General features: G+C 70.4%; 15 protein-coding genes and 3 rRNA genes. 4 read left to right on the forward strand and 14 right to left on the reverse strand.

Annotated elements, in window-relative coordinates:
• The first annotated feature begins 2 nt into the window (after nucleotides 1–2).
• Nucleotides 3–803, forward strand: coding sequence for a DUF4097 family beta strand repeat-containing protein (locus AB3388_RS20950; protein ID WP_495407255.1), 801 nt, complete (start codon nucleotides 3–5; stop codon nucleotides 801–803).
• A 56-nt stretch (nucleotides 804–859) separates the two neighbouring features.
• Here the strand turns inward: AB3388_RS20950 and AB3388_RS20955 are convergent, their stop codons facing one another.
• Together AB3388_RS20955 and AB3388_RS20960 are read right to left on the reverse strand one after the other, a co-directional pair.
• Nucleotides 860–2,086 (reverse strand): winged helix-turn-helix domain-containing protein, encoded by a 1,227-nt coding sequence (locus AB3388_RS20955; RefSeq protein WP_495407256.1) that lies wholly within the window; start codon nucleotides 2,084–2,086, stop codon nucleotides 860–862.
• Between the two features lie 32 nt (nucleotides 2,087–2,118).
• Nucleotides 2,119–3,108 (reverse strand): EamA family transporter, encoded by a 990-nt coding sequence (locus tag AB3388_RS20960; protein WP_495407257.1) that lies wholly within the window; start codon nucleotides 3,106–3,108, stop codon nucleotides 2,119–2,121.
• Nucleotides 3,109–3,175: 67 nt separating this feature from the next.
• On the opposite strand from AB3388_RS20960, the gene AB3388_RS20965 reads away from it, so the two are divergent.
• On the forward strand, nucleotides 3,176–3,781 hold the full coding sequence (locus AB3388_RS20965; RefSeq protein WP_495407258.1) for a GNAT family N-acetyltransferase: 606 nt from the start codon (nucleotides 3,176–3,178) through the stop codon (nucleotides 3,779–3,781).
• Entirely contained in the window at nucleotides 3,778–4,437 is a 660-nt protein-coding gene (locus AB3388_RS20970; protein WP_495407259.1) for a DUF2461 domain-containing protein, read from the forward strand. Before AB3388_RS20965 ends, AB3388_RS20970 begins: the two co-directional genes overlap by 4 nt.
• A 263-nt stretch (nucleotides 4,438–4,700) precedes the next feature.
• On the opposite strand, the gene rrf is transcribed toward AB3388_RS20970, so the two are convergent.
• From rrf to AB3388_RS21025, 11 genes are all read right to left on the reverse strand, one after another.
• A 5S ribosomal RNA gene (gene rrf / locus AB3388_RS20975) occupies nucleotides 4,701–4,817 on the reverse strand.
• Nucleotides 4,818–4,938: 121 nt separating this feature from the next.
• A 23S ribosomal RNA gene (locus AB3388_RS20980) occupies nucleotides 4,939–8,069 on the reverse strand.
• Nucleotides 8,070–8,542: 473 nt separating this feature from the next.
• Nucleotides 8,543–10,066 (reverse strand): 16S ribosomal RNA (locus tag AB3388_RS20985).
• The 16S, 23S and 5S rRNA genes sit together here, the layout of an rRNA operon.
• Before the next feature lie 300 nt (nucleotides 10,067–10,366).
• Nucleotides 10,367–11,167, reverse strand: coding sequence for a 4-hydroxy-tetrahydrodipicolinate reductase (gene dapB / locus AB3388_RS20990; RefSeq protein WP_495407260.1), 801 nt, complete (start codon nucleotides 11,165–11,167; stop codon nucleotides 10,367–10,369).
• A 44-nt stretch (nucleotides 11,168–11,211) separates the two neighbouring features.
• Complete coding sequence (locus AB3388_RS20995; protein ID WP_495407261.1) at nucleotides 11,212–11,574, reverse strand: VanZ family protein; 363 nt, start codon at nucleotides 11,572–11,574, stop codon at nucleotides 11,212–11,214.
• 2 nt (nucleotides 11,575–11,576) lie between these two features.
• Nucleotides 11,577–12,869 (reverse strand): M16 family metallopeptidase, encoded by a 1,293-nt coding sequence (locus AB3388_RS21000; protein WP_495407262.1) that lies wholly within the window; start codon nucleotides 12,867–12,869, stop codon nucleotides 11,577–11,579.
• Nucleotides 12,870–12,937: 68 nt separating this feature from the next.
• A complete protein-coding gene (locus tag AB3388_RS21005) occupies nucleotides 12,938–15,226 on the reverse strand; it encodes a polyribonucleotide nucleotidyltransferase (RefSeq protein ID WP_495407263.1) in 2,289 nt (762 codons plus the stop codon).
• A 278-nt stretch (nucleotides 15,227–15,504) separates the two neighbouring features.
• Nucleotides 15,505–15,774, reverse strand: coding sequence for a 30S ribosomal protein S15 (rpsO, locus tag AB3388_RS21010; protein WP_495407264.1), 270 nt, complete (start codon nucleotides 15,772–15,774; stop codon nucleotides 15,505–15,507).
• Between the two features lie 125 nt (nucleotides 15,775–15,899).
• Nucleotides 15,900–16,868: a bifunctional riboflavin kinase/FAD synthetase gene (locus AB3388_RS21015; RefSeq protein WP_495407265.1), complete on the reverse strand. Its 969-nt coding sequence runs from the start codon at nucleotides 16,866–16,868 to the stop codon at nucleotides 15,900–15,902.
• Nucleotides 16,869–16,870: 2 nt separating this feature from the next.
• Nucleotides 16,871–18,010 carry a branched-chain amino acid aminotransferase gene (locus AB3388_RS21020; RefSeq protein ID WP_495407266.1) on the reverse strand — a complete coding sequence of 380 codons (1,140 nt, stop codon included), beginning with the start codon at nucleotides 18,008–18,010 and terminating at the stop codon, nucleotides 16,871–16,873.
• 70 nt (nucleotides 18,011–18,080) lie between these two features.
• The gene (locus tag AB3388_RS21025; RefSeq protein WP_495407267.1) at nucleotides 18,081–18,410 is read right to left on the reverse strand and encodes an antibiotic biosynthesis monooxygenase family protein; all 330 of its coding nucleotides are present in this window, start codon (nucleotides 18,408–18,410) and stop codon (nucleotides 18,081–18,083) included.
• A gap of 52 nt (nucleotides 18,411–18,462) precedes the next feature.
• Here AB3388_RS21025 and larB point away from each other — a divergent pair, with 52 nt between their 5' ends.
• Nucleotides 18,463–19,137 carry a nickel pincer cofactor biosynthesis protein LarB gene (gene larB / locus AB3388_RS21030; RefSeq protein WP_495407268.1) on the forward strand — a complete coding sequence of 225 codons (675 nt, stop codon included), beginning with the start codon at nucleotides 18,463–18,465 and terminating at the stop codon, nucleotides 19,135–19,137.
• Here larB and larE read toward each other — a convergent pair.
• Complete coding sequence (larE, locus tag AB3388_RS21035) at nucleotides 19,128–19,958, reverse strand: ATP-dependent sacrificial sulfur transferase LarE (protein ID WP_495407269.1); 831 nt, start codon at nucleotides 19,956–19,958, stop codon at nucleotides 19,128–19,130. The genes larB and larE overlap by 10 nt on opposite strands.

Here is a 19,958-nt window from a genome sequence, read left to right on the forward strand (position 1 = left end):
CGTTGGACACGCGCACGCACCGCTTCCCCGTCGGCGCCGGCCCCTTCGCCGTCGAGATCCGCAACCCCGCCGGCTCCGTCGACGTCGACGCGGTCGAGGGCACGACCGAGTACGTGGTCGAGATCGAGCCCCTCGACAGCGGCGCCGAGCAGCTCCTCGACCGCGTCGACCTGTATCTCGTCGGCTCGCGGTTGCGGGTCACCGTGCCCGAGCGGCGGCTGCAGCTGCGGCCGCCCGCGTTCGCGGTGCGGGTCGCCGTCCCTCCGGGCACCGCCGCCCGCGTCGCCGTCGCCTCGGCCGACGTCGAGCTGCGGGGCGAGCTGGGCCGGGTCGAGCTGACCGGCGCCAGCGCCGACGCCGCCGTCGAGTCCTGCACCGACCTGCAGCTGCGCACCGCGAGCGGGACCGCCCGGGTCGGCACGGTGTCCGGCCGCGCGACCGTGGGCTCGGCATCGGCGGACGTGCGGGTGGAGTCCGTGGGCGCCGGCCTGGAGGTGAAGACGGCGGCCGGCGACGTCGAGGTCGGCTCCGCCGCGGGCGACGTCTCGATCAACACCGCGTCCGGGGACGTCGGCATCGACCGGGTCGCCGGCGGCAAGGTGAGCGTCAAGACGGTGTCGGGCGACGTCTCGCTGGGCGTCGTCCCGGGCCTGCGGGTGTGGCTGGACCTCTCCAGCGTCTCCGGCCGGATGGAGTCCCACCTCGACGAGGACGGGCCCGGCGGCGACGGGCCGGCCGAGCTGAGCGTCGCGGTGCGGACCGTCTCCGGCGGCCTGCGCATCCGGCGGACGACGCCGGCATGAGCCAGATCCTCCTGCGCTGCAGCTGAGCGGCCGGGGCCCCGCCGGACGGGCGCGGGTCAGCCCGTCGCGGCGGCCGGCCCCAGCACCGCCTGCAGGTCGGGCGCCAGATCTCCCCGGTCGGTGACGGCGACGGCGTCCAGCTCCAGCCACGCGGCCATGAGCGCCAGCTCGTCGGCCAGCTCCGCGGCGACCAGCGCACGGTCGACGCCGTCCTCGGCGAAGGCCGACTGCACGCGCAGGACGCCGGCCTGCCGGTCGGCCTTGAGATCGACGCGGCCGACCAGGCGGTCGCCCAGCAGGAAGGGCAGCACGTAGTAGCCGTGCACCCGCTTGGCCGCGGGCGTGTAGATCTCCAGGCGGTAGTGGAAGCCGAAGATGCGCTCGACCCGCGGGCGCTCCCACACCAGTGAGTCGAACGGGCTGAGCAGGGCGCGGGCGCGGATCCAGCGCGGCCGGCGCGCCGCCGGGTCCAGCCAGGCCGTCCCCGCCCAGCCGTCGACCTCGACGGGCTGCAACTCGCCGGCGTCGGCCAGCTCGGCGATCGCCTGCCGCGCCGGCGCGGGCTTGAGGCGGAAGTAGTCGCGCAGATCCCGTTCGGTCGCCACGCCCAGCGCCCGGGCCGCCGTGCGGATCAGCTCGCGGAACGCCGCCTCCGGCTCGGGCGTCGGGACGGCGAGGGCCTCGGCGGGCAGCACCCGCTCGGTGAGGTCGTAGACGCGCTCGAAGCCCGCGGTGCGCTGCCGCGCGGTGAGCACGCCGGTGTAGAAGAGCCACTCGAGCGCGACCTTGCCGGCGTGCCAGTTCCACATGGTTCCCGGTCGCTCGGGCCGGGACTCGAGCAGGTCGCTCGCCTTGATCGCTCCCTGCTCGCGAACGCGGTCGAGGATCTCGGCGACGTAGCCGGGCCGCTCGCGCTGGAGACGGACCATCGATCCCCAGGCGTGCTGCTCGGCGGCCGCCATGCGCCAGCGCAGGTACGGCTGCAGCCGCACGGGCAGGTACGACGCCTCGTGCGCCCAGTACTCGAACAGCTCCCTCCGGCGGCCGGCGAGGTGGTCCAGCGCCGCGCGGGGGTAGGGCCCGAGCCGGCTGAACGCGGGCAGGTAGTGCGAGCGGGACAGCACGTTGACCGAGTCGATCTGGACGACGCCCAGCCGCGCGGTGAGCCGGCGCAGCTGCCGGGTGTCGACGAGGCCGGTCGGCCGCGGCTCGGCGAAGCCCTGGGCGGCGAGGGCGATGCGCCGGGCCAGGGGCGCCGGGAGACGCTCGACTCGGGTGCTCACTCCATCGATCCTGCCGTTCCGGTCCGACGGTTTCAGGTCGGCTCGACCGGCAGGGGGCCTTCGTCCCGTGCCGGTCGGGCGCGCCGGGCGCTGCGCGACTCGGCCGTGATGACCAGGGCGACCGCCGCGATGATGACCGCGCCGCCGATGAGCACGGGGCCGGTGAGCGGCTCGCCGAGGAACAGCGCGCCGAGGCCGACCGCCACGGCCGGGTTCACGTACGCGTAGGTGGTCACCAGCGACACCGGCGCGTGCGCGAGCAACCACACGTAGGCGCTGTAGGCGACGAGGCTGCCGACGAGGACCAGGTAGCCGAAGGCGACCCACGAGGCCGCGTCGACGGCACCGAGGTCGACCCGCCCCCACTCGCCGCCGAGCGAGCCGAGCACGACCATGGCCGTCCCGCCGGCCGCCATCTCGACGACCGTGGTCGCGAACGGGTCCGCCGGCAGCGGGCGCCGTGTGGCGAGCACCGTGCCGATCGACCAGAGCAGCGAGCTGAGGCAGACCAGCAGGAGGGGACCGATGCCGTGCTCGCCACCGAAGCCGGGCCGCAGCAGCACGCCGACGCCGGCCATGCCGAGGACCAGCCCGCCGACGGTCGCCGCCCCGGGCCGGTCCCCGAACAGCGCCCGGAGGACGACGACCCACAGCGGCGTCGCGGCGATGAGCAGCGCGGCCAGACCGGAGTCGACGTACTGCTCCGCGACGGCGACCAGCCCGTTGCCGCCCACGAGCAGGAGCAGGCCGCACGCCGCGGCCGTGGCCAGCTGGCGGCGCGTCGTGCGCAGCGCCGTCCGGCCGCGGGTGGCGAGGACGACGAGCAGCAGCAGCGTGCCGGCGAGCAGGAATCGGCAGCCCATGGCCAGGAGCGGCGGCAGATCGGCGACGGTGTACTTGATGGCCAGGTAGGTCGAGCCCCAGACCACGTAGACGATCGCCAGGGCGCCGACGACGCCGGCGGTCACCGGCCGGGCGCCGGCCGCCGGATGGGGTGCGCTGTTCTCGCGCGTCGTCGTCACGCCCCGATTCCAGCACCCGCACCGCCGCCCGTCCGAGCCGGTCCGTCGCGCGTCCTACGCTGCCCGGGTGGACGCCGCCAGCCCTTTCCCTCGTCTCTCGGGGACGGCGGAGGTCTCCGTCCGGCCGGCGCGGGTCGACGACGCCGCCGCGGTCGCGCGCGTCCAGCTGGTGACCTGGCGGACCGCCTACCGCGGCGTCCTGCCCCTCGCCGTCCTCGACGACTGGGACGAGTCGGCCGCGACCGAGTCCTGGCGCGCCGCCGTGCTGACGCCCCCGACGCCCGGCCACGGCGTCCTGGTGGCCGTCGAGCGCGACGAGGTGGTCGGCTTCGCCGCCTACGGCCCCGCCGAGATCGCCCGCGGAGAGGCGCCGCACCCGGCCGGGCCGACGACGGAGATCGCGACGCTGCTGGTGGAGCCGCGCTGGGGCCGGCGCGGCCACGGCAGCCGGCTGCTCGCGGCGGTCGCCGACCTGGCCCGCGCGACCGGCGCGGCCCGGCTGCAGGTGTGGCTGACGGAGACCGACCGGGTATCCGCCCGGTTCTTCGAGTCCGCCGGCTGGGCGCAGCAGGGCTGGGCACGAACCCTGGACACCGGCGGCGAGCCGCTGCGCGAGATCCGCTGGCACACGATGCTCGACGACGCAGTCGACGACGGGGAGGAGACCCGGTGACGTTCGAGGGGTTCCCGGACGAGGGGCTGGTCTTCTACGAGGGCCTCGAGGCCGACAACAGCAAGACCTACTGGACCCGGCACAAGGCCGACTACGAGGCCCAGGTGCGCAAGCCGATGCTGGCGCTGCTCGAGGAGTTGGCGCCGGAGTTCGGGACGGCGAGGATGTTCCGGCCGTATCGCGATGTGCGGTTCAGCCACGACAAGACGCCGTACAAGACGCATGCCGGCGCGGTCGTGGCTCCCGACGGGCGTGGTGCCGGCGCCTGGTACGTGCAGATCTCCGCGGACGGGCTGCTGGTGTCCGGCGGCTCGTGGCGGCTGGAGTCCGACCAGGTCGACCGGTACCGCCGTGCCGTGGCCGACGACGTGCAGGGACCGCGCCTCCAACAGGAGGTGGAGCGACTGTCCGCCGCGGGCTTCAGCATCGACGGCGAGCGCCTGACCCGGGTGCCGTCCGGGCACGCCGCCGACGCCCCTCGGGTGGACCTGCTGAAGCACAAGTCGCTGCACGCCAGCCGGCACTGGGAGCCGGCCGACTGGCTGCACGACCGGAAAGCGCTGGACGAGGTGCGCGCGGCCTGGCGCGAACTGCACCCGCTCAACGTCTGGCTCGCGGACAATGTCGGCGCCACCACCAAGGAACCCCGCCGCTAAGGCCTCCGCCGCACCGTCCCTTGACCCCGCGCGCTTTCGCGCGCTCGAGTGCGGGGGCTTTCGCGCGCTCGAGTGCGGGGGCTTTCGCGCGCTCGAGTGCGGGGGCTTTCGCGCGATCGAGTGCGGGGGCTTTCGCGCGATCGAGTGCGGGGGCTTTCGCGCGATCGAGTGCGGGGCGTTTTCGGGCTGGCGTGCCCGGGGTGGCGTGGGCATGCCGAACGGGGCCCGCAGCCTGGTGGCTGGGGCCCCGTTCGGGAATGGTTGTCCGGCGGCGTCCTACTCTCCCACCCCGTCCCCGGGGCAGTACCATCGGCGCTGAGAGGCTTAGCTTCCGGGTTCGGAATGGGTCCGGGCGTTTCCCTCTCGCCATGGCCGCCGTAACGCTGTGAACATGTCAGACCGGGCACCCGTTGTACGGGGTGGGCCGGTTTGTGCGTTCAGAACCGCACAGTGGACGCGAGACTTCCCTTTTTGCTGCCGCCGCGGGGGCGTGAGGGTGTGTGAGTCAAGTCCTCGGCCTGTTAGTACCGGTCAGCTGCACACCTTGCGGTGCTTCCACTTCCGGCCTATCGACCCGCTGGTCTGGGCGGGGGCCTTACCCTCTCATGGAGGTGAGAGACCTCATCTTGAAGCGAGCTTCCCGCTTAGATGCTTTCAGCGGTTATCCCTGCCGAACGTAGCCAACCAGCAGTGCACCTGGCGGTACAACTGGCACACCAGAGGTTCGTCCGTCCCGGTCCTCTCGTACTAGGGACAGCTCTTCGCAAGTCTCTTACGCGCGCGGCGGATAGGGACCGAACTGTCTCACGACGTTCTAAACCCAGCTCGCGTACCGCTTTAATGGGCGAACAGCCCAACCCTTGGGACCTACTCCAGCCCCAGGATGCGACGAGCCGACATCGAGGTGCCAAACCATCCCGTCGATATGGACTCTTGGGGAAGATCAGCCTGTTATCCCCGGGGTACCTTTTATCCGTTGAGCGACACCGCTTCCACCTGCCGGTGCCGGGTCACTAGTCCCAGCTTTCGCTCCTGCTCGACCCGTCGGTCTCGCAGTCAAGCTCCCTTGTGCACTTGCACTCGACACCTGATTGCCAACCAGGCTGAGGGAACCTTTGGGCGCCTCCGTTACATTTTGGGAGGCAACCGCCCCAGTTAAACTACCCACCTGACACTGTTCCTGATCCGGATCACGGACCGAGGTTAGACATCCAATTCGACCAGAGTGGTATTTCAACGGCGACTCCACGGACACTGGCGTGCCCGCTTCACGGTCTCCCACCTATCCTACACAAGCCGAACCGAACACCAATATCAAGCTGTAGTGAAGGTCCCGGGGTCTTTCCGTCCTGCCGCGCGTAACGAGCATCTTTACTCGTAGTGCAATTTCGCCGAGCCTGTGGTTGAGACAGCTGAGAAGTCGTTACGCCATTCGTGCAGGTCGGAACTTACCCGACAAGGAATTTCGCTACCTTAGGATGGTTATAGTTACCACCGCCGTTTACTGGCGCTTGAGTTCTGAGCTTCGCACCCGAGGGCACTAACCCGTCCCCTTAACGTTCCAGCACCGGGCAGGCGTCAGTCCGTATACATCGTCTTACGACTTCGCACGGACCTGTGTTTTTAGTAAACAGTCGCTTCTCACTGGTCTCTGCGACCCCCCACCGCTGCCCCGCGCGAGGCGGTTGACGGCGAAGGGTCCCCCTTCTCCCGAAGTTACGGGGGCATTTTGCCGAGTTCCTTAACCACAGTTCGCTCGATCGCCTCGGTATTCTCTACCTGACCACCTGAGTTGGTTTGGGGTACGGGCCGCTCGGAACTCGCTAGAGGCTTTTCTCGGCAGCATAGGATCATCGGATTCGCCTCATTCGGCTATGCGTCAGGCCTCACCCTGCATGCGGAACGGATTTGCCTGCTCCGCGGGCCACACCCTTGCACCGGTACCACCACTCACCGGCCCGACTACCTTCCTGCGTCACCCCATCGCTTGCCTACTACCGGTCCGGGTCCCACGCTCGACCACGCTCCGCTCGAAAGCTCGGCGTGGCGTCGGGTGGTTAGCATCGCCGGGTTCGGCATGGACGCTCCTTCGCGGGTACGGGAATATCAACCCGTTGTCCATCGACTACGCCTGTCGGCCTCGCCTTAGGTCCCGACTCACCCTGGGCGGATTAGCCTGGCCCAGGAACCCTTGGTCTTCCGGCGGGGGAGTTTCTCACTCCCCTCTCGCTACTCATGCCTGCATTCTCACTCGCGTGGCGTCCACGGCTGGATCCCTCCGCCGCTTCACCCACCACGCGACGCTCCCCTACCCACCCCAGCCCCTGGCCGGCCCCTACGAGGACCGGCGGAGTACACGCTGGAGTGTCACGGCTTCGGCGGTGTGCTTGAGCCCCGCTACATTGTCGGCGCGGAACCACTTGACCAGTGAGCTATTACGCACTCTTTCAAGGGTGGCTGCTTCTAAGCCAACCTCCTGGTTGTCTCTGCGATCCCACATCCTTTTCCACTTAGCACACGCTTAGGGGCCTTAGCCGATGATCTGGGCTGTTTCCCTCTCGACTACGAACCTTATCGCCCGCAGTCTCACTGCCGCGCTCTCACTTACCGGCATTCGGAGTTTGGTTGACTTCAGTAAGCTTGTGGGCCCCCTAGGCCATCCAGTGCTCTACCTCCGGCAAGAAACACGCGACGCTGCACCTAAATGCATTTCGGGGAGAACCAGCTATCACCGAGTTTGATTGGCCTTTCACCCCTACCCACAGCTCATCCCCCAGGTTTTCAACCCTGGTGGGTTCGGTCCTCCACGCGGTCTTACCCGCGCTTCAACCTGGCCATGGGTAGATCACTCGGCTTCGGGTCTAGAGCACGCGACTAGAAGCGCCCTGTTCGGACTCGCTTTCGCTACGGCTACCCCCCACGGGTTAACCTCGCCACGTACCGCTAACTCGCAGGCTCATTCTTCAAAAGGCACGCAATCACCCCGCCACACGGATGCGGCTAAGGCTCTCACGGCTTGTAGGCACACGGTTTCAGGTACTATTTCACTCCCCTCCCGGGGTACTTTTCACCTTTCCCTCACGGTACTTGTCCGCTATCGGTCACCAGGGAGTATTCAGGCTTAGCGGGTGGTCCCGCCGGATTCACACCGAATTTCACGGGCTCGGTGCTACTTGGGAAACAGATCCGGGAGGCGACACGCTTTCGTGTACGGGGCTCTCACCCTCTACGGCGACCCCTTCCAGAGGCCTTCCACTAGCGACGCCGCTTTCTCACTCCCCGCCACTCCGGCAGAAATGGCTGGATCGTCCCACAACCCCGACCGCACAACCCCTGCCGGGTATCACATGCGACCGGTTTAGCCTCCTCCGCTTTCGCTCGCCACTACTCACGGAATCACGGTTGTTTTCTCTTCCTGTGGGTACTGAGATGTTTCACTTCCCCACGTTCCCTCCACACGCCCTATGTGTTCAGGCGCGGGTCACACCACATGACTGGTGCGGGGTTCCCCCATTCGGACATCCTCGGATCAACGCTCGGTTGGCAGCTCCCCGAGGCTTATCGCAGCCTCCCACGTCCTTCATCGGCTCCTGGTGCCCAGGCATCCACCGTGTGCCCTTACCAACTTGACACACAACAATTCCGCCCCCACCACCACACCCCGACAAGGGGCCCGGCGGTCCGGGCGGGCCTACACGCTCTGCAAACCACAGAGCTCAAAAAGATGCTCGCGTCCACTGTGCAGTTCTCAACGAACAAACAGCCACCATCCGCCGGCGTTCCCGCCGAACCCGCGCCGCGCGCGGTGGTCCGGAAACCGGATGGCCCTGTCGAGGAAGCCCCACCCCCACCCGGGGACGGGCCCGCTCCCTCAGGACCCAACAGCGTGCCTACGACCCCGGTCCCCGCGTCCCACCCCGGTCCACGCAGCCCCTCGCGGGGCGGCAGTACTGGGGGCCGGCGCGGGCCGGCGGCCGAACTGGTCAGCGTTCCACCCTCGAGCACCATCCAGACAACCCGCGGCCCACCGCAGATGGCGGACCGTCACCGTGCTGGCATGGCTCTGCACCGACCCGCGGATAGCGGGCCGGCGAGTGCTCCTTAGAAAGGAGGTGATCCAGCCGCACCTTCCGGTACGGCTACCTTGTTACGACTTCGTCCCAATCGCCGATCCCGCCTTCGACGGCTCCCTCCCACGAGGGGTTGGGCCACCGGCTTCGGGCGTTACCGACTTTCGTGACGTGACGGGCGGTGTGTACAAGGCCCGGGAACGTATTCACCGCAGCGTTGCTGATCTGCGATTACTAGCGACTCCAACTTCATGGGGTCGAGTTGCAGACCCCAATCCGAACTGAGACCGGCTTTTTGGGATTCGCTCCACCTCACGGTATCGCAGCCCTTTGTACCGGCCATTGTAGCATGTTTGCAGCCCTAGACATAAGGGGCATGATGATTTGACGTCATCCCCACCTTCCTCCGAGTTGACCCCGGCAGTCTCCCATGAGTCCCCACCATCACGTGCTGGCAACATGGAACGAGGGTTGCGCTCGTTGCGGGACTTAACCCAACATCTCACGACACGAGCTGACGACAACCATGCACCACCTGTGCACGGCCCTTACGGACCCCCCATCTCTGGGAGATTTCCGTGCATGTCAAGCCTAGGTAAGGTTCTTCGCGTTGCATCGAATTAAGCAACATGCTCCGCCGCTTGTGCGGGCCCCCGTCAATTCCTTTGAGTTTTAGCCTTGCGGCCGTACTCCCCAGGCGGGGCGCTTAATGCGTTAGCTGCGGCACGGAGACCGTGGAATGGCCCCCACACCTAGCGCCCAACGTTTACGGCGTGGACTACCAGGGTATCTAATCCTGTTCGCTCCCCACGCTTTCGCTCCTCAGCGTCAGTATCGGCCCAGAGACCCGCCTTCGCCACCGGTGTTCCTCCTGATATCTGCGCATTTCACCGCTACACCAGGAATTCCAGTCTCCCCTGCCGAACTCCAGTCCGCCCGTATCGACTGCAGACCCGAGGTTGAGCCTCGGGATTTCACAGCCGACGCGACGAACCGCCTACGAGCTCTTTACGCCCAATAATTCCGGACAACGCTTGCACCCTACGTATTACCGCGGCTGCTGGCACGTAGTTGGCCGGTGCTTCTTCTGCAGGTACCGTCACCGAAAAGGCTTCGTCCCTGCTGAAAGAGGTTTACAACCCGAAGGCCGTCATCCCCCACGCGGCGTCGCTGCGTCAGGCTTTCGCCCATTGCGCAATATTCCCCACTGCTGCCTCCCGTAGGAGTCTGGGCCGTGTCTCAGTCCCAGTGTGGCCGGTCACCCTCTCAGGCCGGCTACCCGTCGTCGCCTTGGTAGGCCACTACCCCACCAACAAGCTGATAGGCCGCGGGCCCATCCCCAGCCGGAAACCCTTTCCACCACCAGACCATGCGGTCAGCGGACATATCCGGTATTAGCCCCAATTTCTTGGAGTTATCCCAGAGCCGGGGGCAGGTTGCCCACGTGTTACTCACCCGTTCGCCACTGATCCCCCACCGAAGCGGGTTCACCGTTCGACTTGCATGTGTTAAGCACGCCGCCAGCGTTCGTCCTGAGCCAGGATCAAACTCTCCGTAGATGATTTGATACCGGCTGAGAACCGCGACCTGACAGATCGCGATATCAATCAACCCAAAGAAACCCACAAAGGGGTTGTTACTTGGCACTGACTTTCGGCACGCTGTTGAGTTCTCAAGGAGCGGACGCGCACCGAATAGACCCTCACGGGCTTCATCGATGGCGGCTTGTTGTCCAACCCTACACCGCGACCGGACATTCCCGCAGGGGATCGTCCGGCTGGCCTCTCGGCCCCGCGCGGCGCATCGACGACCATACACGACTTCGGAGGCCGGTGCACAGGGGGTCCCGGAGGCCCCCGTCACAGGCCGAGGAGGCCCTCGATCCCCACGGTCAGGCCGGGGCGCCGGCCGATCTCCCGGACGGCGAGCAGCACCCCCGGCATGAAGGAGGCGCGGTCGTAGGAGTCGTGGCGGAGGGTCAACGTCTCCCCCGCAGCGCCCATGAGCACCTCCTGGTGGGCGACCAGCCCGGTGAGCCGCACGGCGTGCACCGCGATCCCCTCCACGTCGGCGCCCCGTGCACCCGGCAGCGAGTCCGTCGTCGCGTCGGGCGCGGGCGGCAGGCCGGCGGCACGGCGGGCGGCGGCCACCAGACGGGCGGTGCGGACGGCGGTTCCCGAGGGGGCGTCCACCTTGTTCGGGTGGTGCAGCTCGACCACCTCGGCCGACGGGAAGAACCGCGCCGCCTCCTGCGCGAAGCGCATCAGCAGCACCGCGCCGATGCCGAAGTTCGGGGCGATGACCACGCCGAGGTCCGGCTTGGGCTCGAGCCACTCGGCGACCGTCGCCAGCTTGGCCTCGTCGAAGCCCGTCGTCCCCACGACGCAGTGGATGTTGTTGTCGATGCAGAAGCGGATGTTGTCCATGACGACGTCCGGGCGGGTGAAGTCCACGACGACCTGGGCGCCGGCGTCGGCGACGTTGAACAGCCAGTCACCGGCGTCGACCATCGCCACGAGCTCGAGGTCGTCGGCGGCGTTGATCGCCTTCACCACCTCGGTGCCCATGCGGCCACGCGCCCCGAGGACGCCGACGGTGATCACCGAGGCCCCGTCGGAGGGATCGGACTGCCGGCCGGGAACCGAGGCGCTCGTGGTCACGGCGTCAGGCTTACCAACCGGCAGGCCCGGTGCAACACACCGGGTCAGCGCGCCACCCGCCGCCGCTCCAGCCAGCCCCAGAGCAGCAGCCCGAGCAGCACGCCGGCGACGTCGGCCAGCCAGTCGGCGACCGACGACGAGCGGTCGAGGAACGGAAGGCTCTGCAGCACCTCGCTGACGGCTGCGTAGAGCACGAGCAGGCCGGCCAGCGGGGCCCGCGGCAAGCCGGCCCAGCGCCCGGTGAACGCCAGCGCGCCGAAGATGAGGAGGTGGACCAGCTTGTCCACGCCCGGCGGCGCGGTCGGCACGTCGCTCGCCGGCGCGAACAGCACCGCCAGCGACACGAGGACCGTCACCGCGAAGGCGCCGCGGGACAGCGGGCTGTGGACCTCGAGCGGACCGGTCATCGCTACAGGCGGTCGAGGTCCGACTCGCGGTACGGGCCGACGACCGCCAGGCAGGTCTCGCGGGTCAGCAGGTCGGCGCCGACGGCGCGCACCTGCCCCTCGTCGACGGCGTCCAGGCGGGCCAGCACCTCGCGCACCGGCAGGTACTCCCCGTAGGACAGCTCGCTCTTGCCCAGCCGGCTCATCCGGGAGCCGGTGTCCTCGAGGCCGAGCACCAGGCCGCCCTTGAGCTGCCCGCGGCCGCGCGCCACCTCCTCGGGGGTGAGCCCCTCGGCGGCCACCCGCGCCAGCTCCTCGCGGACAAGCCGCAACACCTCCGGCACCCGCTTGGGCGAGCAGCCGGCATACACCGAGAAGGAGCCGGTGCCGGCGTAGTGCGTCAGGGCCGAGCCGACGCTGTAGACCAGTCCGCGCTTCTCGCGGATCTCCTGGAACAGCCGCGAGCTCATCCCGCCGCCGACGGCGGTCTCCAGCACGGCCGCGGCGTAGCGCCGCTCGTCGAGCCGGCCGAGGCCGAGGCCGCCGTAGAGCAGGTGGGTCTGCTCGGTGCGCCGGTTGATCAGGCCGGTGGCCCGGGCCGGGCGCTCCAGCGCGATGTCGTCGCCGCGGCGCAGCGGCGCGGGACCGGACTCGCCGCCGAGCCGGTCGGCGAACGCCGCGGTGACCAGGTCGAGCACCTGCTGGTGGTCCACCCGGCCGGCCGCGGTGACGACGATCGAGGGCATCGAGTAACGCCGCCGGTACCAGCCGTCGACGTCGTCCCGGGTGAGGTTCTCGATCGACTCGACCGAGCCGAGCACGGACCGCCCGAGCGGCGTGGCACCGAACAGCGTCTCGGCGAACAGGTCGTGCACCGCGTCTGCGGGCTCGTCGTCGCGCATGGCGATCTCCTCGAGCACCACCGTCCGCTCCGACTCGAGGTCCTCGGCGGTGTTGCACGCCTCGGTGACCAGGTCCGAGAGCAGGGTGACGGCCAGCGGCAGGTCGCTGGCGAGCACGTTCGCGTAGTAGCAGGTGTGCTCCTTGGCGGTGAAGGCGTTCATCTCACCGCCGACGGCGTCCATCGCCGTCGCGATCTCCAGCGCGGTGCGGCTCGTCGTCCCCTTGAACAGCAGGTGCTCGAGGAAGTGCGACGAGCCGGCCAGCGCGGGCGTCTCGTCCCGCGAGCCGACGCCGACCCAGATCCCGAGGGTCGCCGAGAGCACCCCCGGCATCGTCTCGGTCAGGACCCGCAGCCCACCGGGCAGCTCGGTCCGCTCCACCCGCCCGCCGACCTCGTCCTGGTCGAGCAGCACGGTCTTCCCGACAGGGAACGGGGTGGGTGCCGTGGCACCCACCCCGTCGCCCAGAACCTCAGGCGTGGTCACTCACCCGCGTGCGCGGCCTCTGCCACGTCCTCGGCAGCAGCCGCCTCGGCGGAGTCGCCGCCCTCGGCGGCGGCCTCGGCCTGGACGGGGACGAGGCTGATCTTGCCGCGGGCGTCGATGTCGGTGATCTCGACCTGCAGCTTGTCGCCGACGTTGACGACGTCCTCGACCTTGCCGATGCGCTTGCCGCCACCGAGCTTGCTGATGTGCACCAGGCCGTCCTTGCCCGGCAGCAGCGAGACGAAGGCGCCGAACGGCGTCGTCTTCACCACGGTGCCGAGGAAGCGCTCGCCGACCTTGGGCAGCTGCGGGTTGGCGATGGCGTTGATGCGGTCGACCGCCGCCTGCGCCGACGGGCCGTCGGACGCGCCGACGTAGATGGTGCCGTCGTCCTCGATGGTGATGTCGGCGCCGGTCTCGTCCTGGATCGCGTTGATCATCTGGCCCTTGGGACCGATGACCGCGCCGATCTTGTCGACCGGGATGCGCACCGTGGTCACGCGCGGCGCGTACGGGCTCATCTCGTCGGGGCCGTCGATGGCCTCGCCCATGACGTCGAGGATGTGCAGCCGGGCCGCGCGGGCCTGGGTCAGCGCCTGGGCCAGGACGTCGGAGGGGATGCCGTCGAGCTTCGTGTCCAGCTGGAGGGCGGTCACGAAGTCCTTGGTGCCGGCGACCTTGAAGTCCATGTCACCGAAGGCGTCCTCGGCGCCGAGGATGTCGGTCAGCGCGACGTACTGCGTCTTGCCGTCGACCTCGTCGGAGACTAGACCCATCGCGATGCCGGCGACCGGGGCGCGCAGCGGCACACCGGCGTTGAGCAGCGACAGGGTCGAGGCGCAGACCGAGCCCATGGACGTCGAGCCGTTGGAGCTCAGCGCCTCGGACACCTGCCGGATCGCGTAGGGGAACTCCTCGCGGTCGGGCAGCACCGGCAGCAGCGCCCGCTCGGCGAGCGCGCCGTGGCCGATCTCGCGGCGCTTGGGTGAGCCGACCCGGCCGGTCTCACCGGTCGAGTACGGCGGGAAGTTGTAGTTGTGCATGTAGCGCTTGCGGTTCTCCGGCGAGAGCGTGTCGAGCTGCTGCTCCATCCGGAGCATGTTCAGCGTGGTGACGCCGAGGATCTGCGTCTCGCCGCGCTCGAACAGCGCCGAGCCGTGCACCCGCGGCACGACCTCGACCTCGGCCGACAGCGGCCGGATGTCGGTGACGCCGCGGCCGTCGATGCGGACCTTGTCGCGCAGGATCCGCTGCCGGACGACCTTCTTGGTCACCGCGCGGAACGCCGCGGAGATCTCCTTCTCCCGGCCGGCGAACTGGTCGGCCAGCTTGGCCTTCACCGTCTCCTTGAGCTCGTCGGTGGCGGCCTCCCGGTCGTGCTTGCCCGGGATCGCCTGGACGGTGGCCAGCTCGGTGGCCGCCTCGGCCTCGACGGCGGCGTAGACGTCGTCCTGGTAGTCGAGGAAGCGCGGGAAGTCGGCGACCGGCTTGGCGGCCTTCCCGGCCAGGGCGGCCTGCGCCTCGCAGAGCACCTTGATGAACGGCTTGGCCGCCTCGAGGCCCTGGGCCACGACCTCCTCGGTGGGGGCGGTCGCGCCGCCGGCCACGAGCTGGATCGTCTTCTCGGTGGCCTCGGCCTCGACCATCATGATCGCGACGTCGCCGTCGGGCAGGACCCGGCCGGCCACGACCATGTCGAAGACGGCGTCCTCGAGCTCCTTGTGGGTCGGGAAGCCGATCCACTGGCCGTTGACCAGCGCCACGCGGGTGCCGCCGACCGGGCCGGAGAACGGCAGGCCGGAGAGCTGGGTGGACGCCGAGGCGCCGTTGATCGCCAGCACGTCGTAGAGGTGGTCGGGGTCCAGCGACAGGACGGTGATGACCACCTGGACCTCGTTGCGCAGGCCCTTGGCGAACGTCGGCCGCAGCGGGCGGTCGATCAGCCGGCAGGTGAGGATCGCGTCCTCGGAGGGGCGGCCCTCCCGGCGGAAGAACGAGCCGGGGATGCGCCCGGCGGCGTACATCCGCTCCTCGACGTCCACGGTGAGCGGGAAGAAGTCGAACTGGTCCTTGGGCTGACGGCCGGCCGTGGTGGCCGAGAGCAGCATGGTGTCGCCCATGGTGACCGTGACGGAGCCGGCGGCCTGACGGGCGAGCCGGCCGGTCTCGAAGGTGATGCTGCGGCTGCCGTAGCTGCCGTTGTCGATGACGGCGGTGGCCGTGGTGACCCCGTCCTCGGGGTCGAACTCGGCAGCGATGCTGCCCGGGGTGGTGGGTGCGGACACGTGTCCTTCTCTCTTCGTCGCACACGGCCCCCGGGGCCCCTTGCCCCGAAGAACCTCGTGCGCTTCTCCTCTTGTGGCGACCCTGCGCCTGCAGCTTCGGGGCGACCGGTCTTCGATCGAAGCCCCCGGGAACTGATCCCCCGAACGGGAACCGGATATGCCCGGGAGCCACTACCGAGGACCGGCCCGCTGACGGGTGCGGCGGGGGTCGTCGGTCCCGTGCGGCGGGTGCCGCACGAGAGAGGGGACCGTCCACGTGGACGGTCCCCTCGTCGTGCTTACCGGCGCAGACCGAGCCGCTCGATGAGCGAGCGGTAGCGGCTGATGTCGGTCTTGGCCAGGTAGTTCAGCAGGCGGCGACGACGTCCGACCAGCAGGAGCAGGCCCCGCCGGCTGTGGTGGTCGTGCTTGTGCTGCTTGAGGTGCTCGGTCAGGTCGCTGATCCGGCGGGTCAGCATCGCGACCTGGACCTCCGGCGAGCCGGTGTCGTTCTCGACCGTCGCGTACTCGGTCATGATCTGCTTCTTGACTGCGCTCTCCAGCGCCATGGACGGCCTCCTGGCCAGGTCACGTGTGGCCCCCGGTCTCGGTCACGAGGGCAGCCTGCACACGCGTCGGGTTCACCGACGTCCGTTCGAGGTTACCAGCGGCCGTGGTGCGACCGGCAGCGCGCTCAGGACGGCGGCGGGACGTCCAGCAGGGCACGGGTCCGCCGGACGTCGTCGTCCATGGCCGCGACCAGCGCGGCGACGTCGGGGAAGGCGACCATGCCCCGCAGCCGGGAGACGAACTCCACCCCGACGTGCTCGCCGTACAGGTCGCCGTCGAAGTCGAGGACGAAGGCCTCCACGGTGCGCCGGCTGCTCTCGAAGGTCGGGTTGGTGCCGACGGAGATCGCGGCGGGGTACCGCTGCTTGCTGGCTCCGCTGCGCGGGTCGCGCAGGACCACGTGCCCGGCGTACACGCCGTCGGCCGGGACCGCGGTGAACGCCGGCGTCTCCACGTTCGCCGTCGGGTAGCCCAGCGCCCGGCCGCGGCGGTCCCCGCGGACGACGACGCCGTCCACCCGGTGCGACCGCCCCAGTGCCCGGGCGGCGGGCTCCATGTCGCCGGCCGCGACGCAGGCGCGGATGTAGGTGGAAGAGATCGTGACCGCGTCGTCGTCCTCGACACTGGCCAGCGGCACGCCCTCCACCGCGAAGCCGAACCGGCGCCCCTCGTCGGCCAGTGTCTGCACGTTGCCCGCGGCCTTGTGGCCGTAGGTGAAGTTCGGGCCGACGACGACCAGCGCCGCGTGCAGGTGCTCGACGAGCACCGTGTGCGTGAAGCTGCCCGGCGAGAGCCGCATGAAGTCCTGCGTGAACGGCAGCACGCACATGGCATCGACGCCGAGGTCGGCCACCAGCTCGGCCTTGCGGTCCATCGACGTGAGGATCGCCGGGTGCGAGCCCGGGCGGATGACCTCCGCCGGGTGCGGGTCGAAGGTGAGCAGCAGGCAGGGCCGGTTCAGCGCCCGGGCCCGCGCGACCGCCTCACCGATCAGCGCCTGGTGACCCCGGTGGACGCCGTCGTACATCCCGATGGTGACGACGGTCCGGCCCAGATCTCCCGGGGTCGCTTCCAGCCCCCGCCAGCGGCGCACGCTCAGGAGACCCGGTGCAGCCAGCCGTGGGTGTCGGCCACCCGGCCGTGCTGGATGTCCAGGAGGGACTCGCGCAGCTTCATCGACAGCGGGCCGGGGCTGCCGTCGCCGATGACGAAGTCGCCGGTGCGGGCGCGCACCTCGCCCACCGGCGTGATGACGGCGGCGGTGCCGCAGGCGAAGGTCTCGGTGACGGTGCCGTCGGCGACGCCCTTGCGCCACTCCTCCACGCTGAACCGCCGCTCGGTCACCCGGTGGCCGCTCTCGCGGGCCAGCGTGATCAGCGAGTCGCGGGTGATGCCGGGCAGCAGCGTGCCGGTGAGCTCGGGGGTGACCAGCTCGGCGTCGGCGCCGGAGCCGAGGACGAAGAACAGGTTCATCCCGCCCATCTCCTCGACGTAGCGCTTCTCCACCGCGTCGAGCCAGACGACCTGGTCGCAGCCGGCCGCGATCGCCTGCTCCTGCGCCAGCAGGCTGGCGGCGTAGTTGCCGGCGCACTTCACGTCGCCGGTGCCGCCCGGCGCCGCGCGGATGTAGTCCTCGGAGAGGTACACCGACACCGGGTGCACGCCGCGGGCGAAGTAGGCGCCGGCCGGGCTGGCGATGACCAGGAACAGGTACTCGTTGGCCGGCCGGACGCCGAGGAACGGCTCCGTGGCGAGCTGGTAGGGCCGCAGGTACAGCGTCTGGTCGGGGCCGGTGGGCACCCAGTCGCGGTCGGCGTCGACCAGGGCGTCGACGGCGGCGATGAACGCCTCCTCCGGCACCGGCGGCATCGCCAGCCGCTTGGCGCCGCGGACGAAGCGGGCGGCGTTGGCCTCGGGCCGGAAGGTGGCCACGCTGCCGTCGGGCTGGGCGTAGGCCTTGAGCCCCTCGAAGATCGACTGCGCGTAGTGCAGCGCGGCGGTGCTCGGGTCCATCTGCAGCGGGGCGTAGGCGGTCAGCCGAGCGTCGTACCAGCCCTCCCCCGTGCGGTAGCGGGCCACGAACATCGAGTCGGTGAAGTAGCGGCCGAACCCGGGGTCGGCCAGCAGCTCGGTCCGCTCGGCCGGGGGCCGCCGGCGCACGTCCTCCACGACCACCGGCACACCCTCGGTGAAGAACCGGGAGGTGTTGCGGCTGTCGGAGAGCGTGTCGGTCATGGCTCCTACCTGCGGGCGAGGGACGTGGCGGGCACGGCGGGTCGCCGCCCCGCCTCGTCACAGTAGCCGCTTACGCCGGACCGGCCTTCGGCCCCGCGCTCTCGATCACCTCGTAGCTCCACAGGTGGTGCGAGTCGCTGGCCGCGGGCGCGAGGTCGCTGCCGCCGCCCTCGTGCGCCCGGGCGAAGTCCTGACCGCTCTCCCAGGTGCGGTAGGCCTCCTCGCTGCTCCACCGCGTGTAGACGAGGTACTGGTCGGTGCCCTCGAGCGGCCGCAGCAACTCGAACCACTCGAAGCCCTCGGTCTCCTCGACCGCCCCGGCCCGCCCGCGGAACCGCTCCTCGAAGCGGCCCTGCTTGTCCTTGGGCACGGTGATCGCATTGATCTTGACGACGCTCATGGGGCCTCCCCTTCCCGGCACGGGCGGCGATCAATCCCGCATGCTGGACGGCGTGAACCCGCAGCGCACCGCCCACCTCGGCTTCGCCCGGCTCGACGTCGACCGGGCCGCCCGCACCGGGACCCCGGAGGTCGTCTACGCCGCCGGCAAGACACCCGAGCAGACGGTGGCCTGCCTGGCCGGGCTGCTGGACGCCGGCGCCCCGCTGGCCTGGGCCACGAGGGTGGACGACGCCACCGCCGACGCCGTCCTGGCCCGGTGGCCGCAGGCGCGGGTCGACGCCGAGGCCCGCTGCGTGTTCGTGGGCGCGCTGCCGGCCCCGGTCGGGAACGTGCTCGTGCTGACCGCCGGCACCTCCGACGGCCCGGTGGCGGCGGAGGTCGCGGCGACGCTGGCCGCCTGCGGGGTGCGCGCCGGGCGGGTGGACGACGTCGGCGTCGCCGGGGTGCACCGCGTCCTGGAGGTCGCGCCGGACGTCGCCGCGGCCGACGCCGTGGTCGTCGTCGCCGGGATGGACGGCGCCCTGCCGAGCGTTGTGGCGGGGCTGACCGACCGGCTGGTGGTCGCCGTCCCGACGTCGGTGGGCTACGGCGCGGCGTTCGAGGGGCTCGCGGCGCTGCTCACGATGCTCACCGCCTGCGCCCCCGGCGTGCTCGTGGTCAACATCGACAACGGCTTCGGCGCCGGGGTGGCCGCGGCGCGGATCGCCCGCTCGGCTCAGCGGTAGCGGGCCGGGTCCGGCAGCAGCTCGTTCATCGAGCCGGACCGGAAGCCGCGCGGGTCGACCTCCACGCGGGCGAAGCCGCGGACGGCGGCGAGCAGCTCCGGGCTCAGCTCCGGCACCAGCGCGGCGTCCACCTCGACCCGGGCGACGTCGTCCCCCAGGTCCCGGACCCGCAGGTCGCGCACCGGCAGGCCGGCGTCGGCGAGGGCCGCGCGCAGCGCCGCCTCCGCGGCCTCGACGCGGGCCAGGCCCTCGGCGGAGACCGGCACGCCGTAGGCGATCCGGCTGGCCAGGCAGGCGGCGGCCGGCTTGTCCGCGAGGGAGAGGCCCCACCGGAGGGCGGCCGCGCGGACGTCGCCCTTGGTGAGGCCGGCCTTCGCCAGCGGCGCCCAGGCGCCCCGCTCGGCGGCGGCGCGGATGCCGGGCCGGAAGCCGGCTCCGATGTCGTCGGCGTTGGTGCCGGTGACGACGTCGGCGATGCCGAGCCGGGCCGCGAGCGGCAGCAGGACGTCGACGAGCTCGGTCTTGCAGAAGGCGCAGCGGTCGCCGGCGTTGGCGACGTAGCCGGCGCGGGCGAGCTCGAAGGTGCGGGGCAGCTCGTGCCGCACGCCGAGCCCGGCCGCGAACGCGACCGCGCCGGCCCGCTCGGCCGCGGGCAGGCTCGCCGAGACGGCGGTGGCCGCGACCACCCGGTCGGCGCCGAGGGCGCGGACGGCCGCGGCGAGCAGCATCCCCGAGTCGACGCCGCCGGAGAACGCGACCAGCACGCCTGGCAGTGCGGCCAGCTGCTCGTGCAGCGCGGCGAGGCGGGCGTCGAGGGTCAC

The sequence above is a fragment of the Geodermatophilus sp. SMS 5-13 genome (assembly GCF_059428245.1).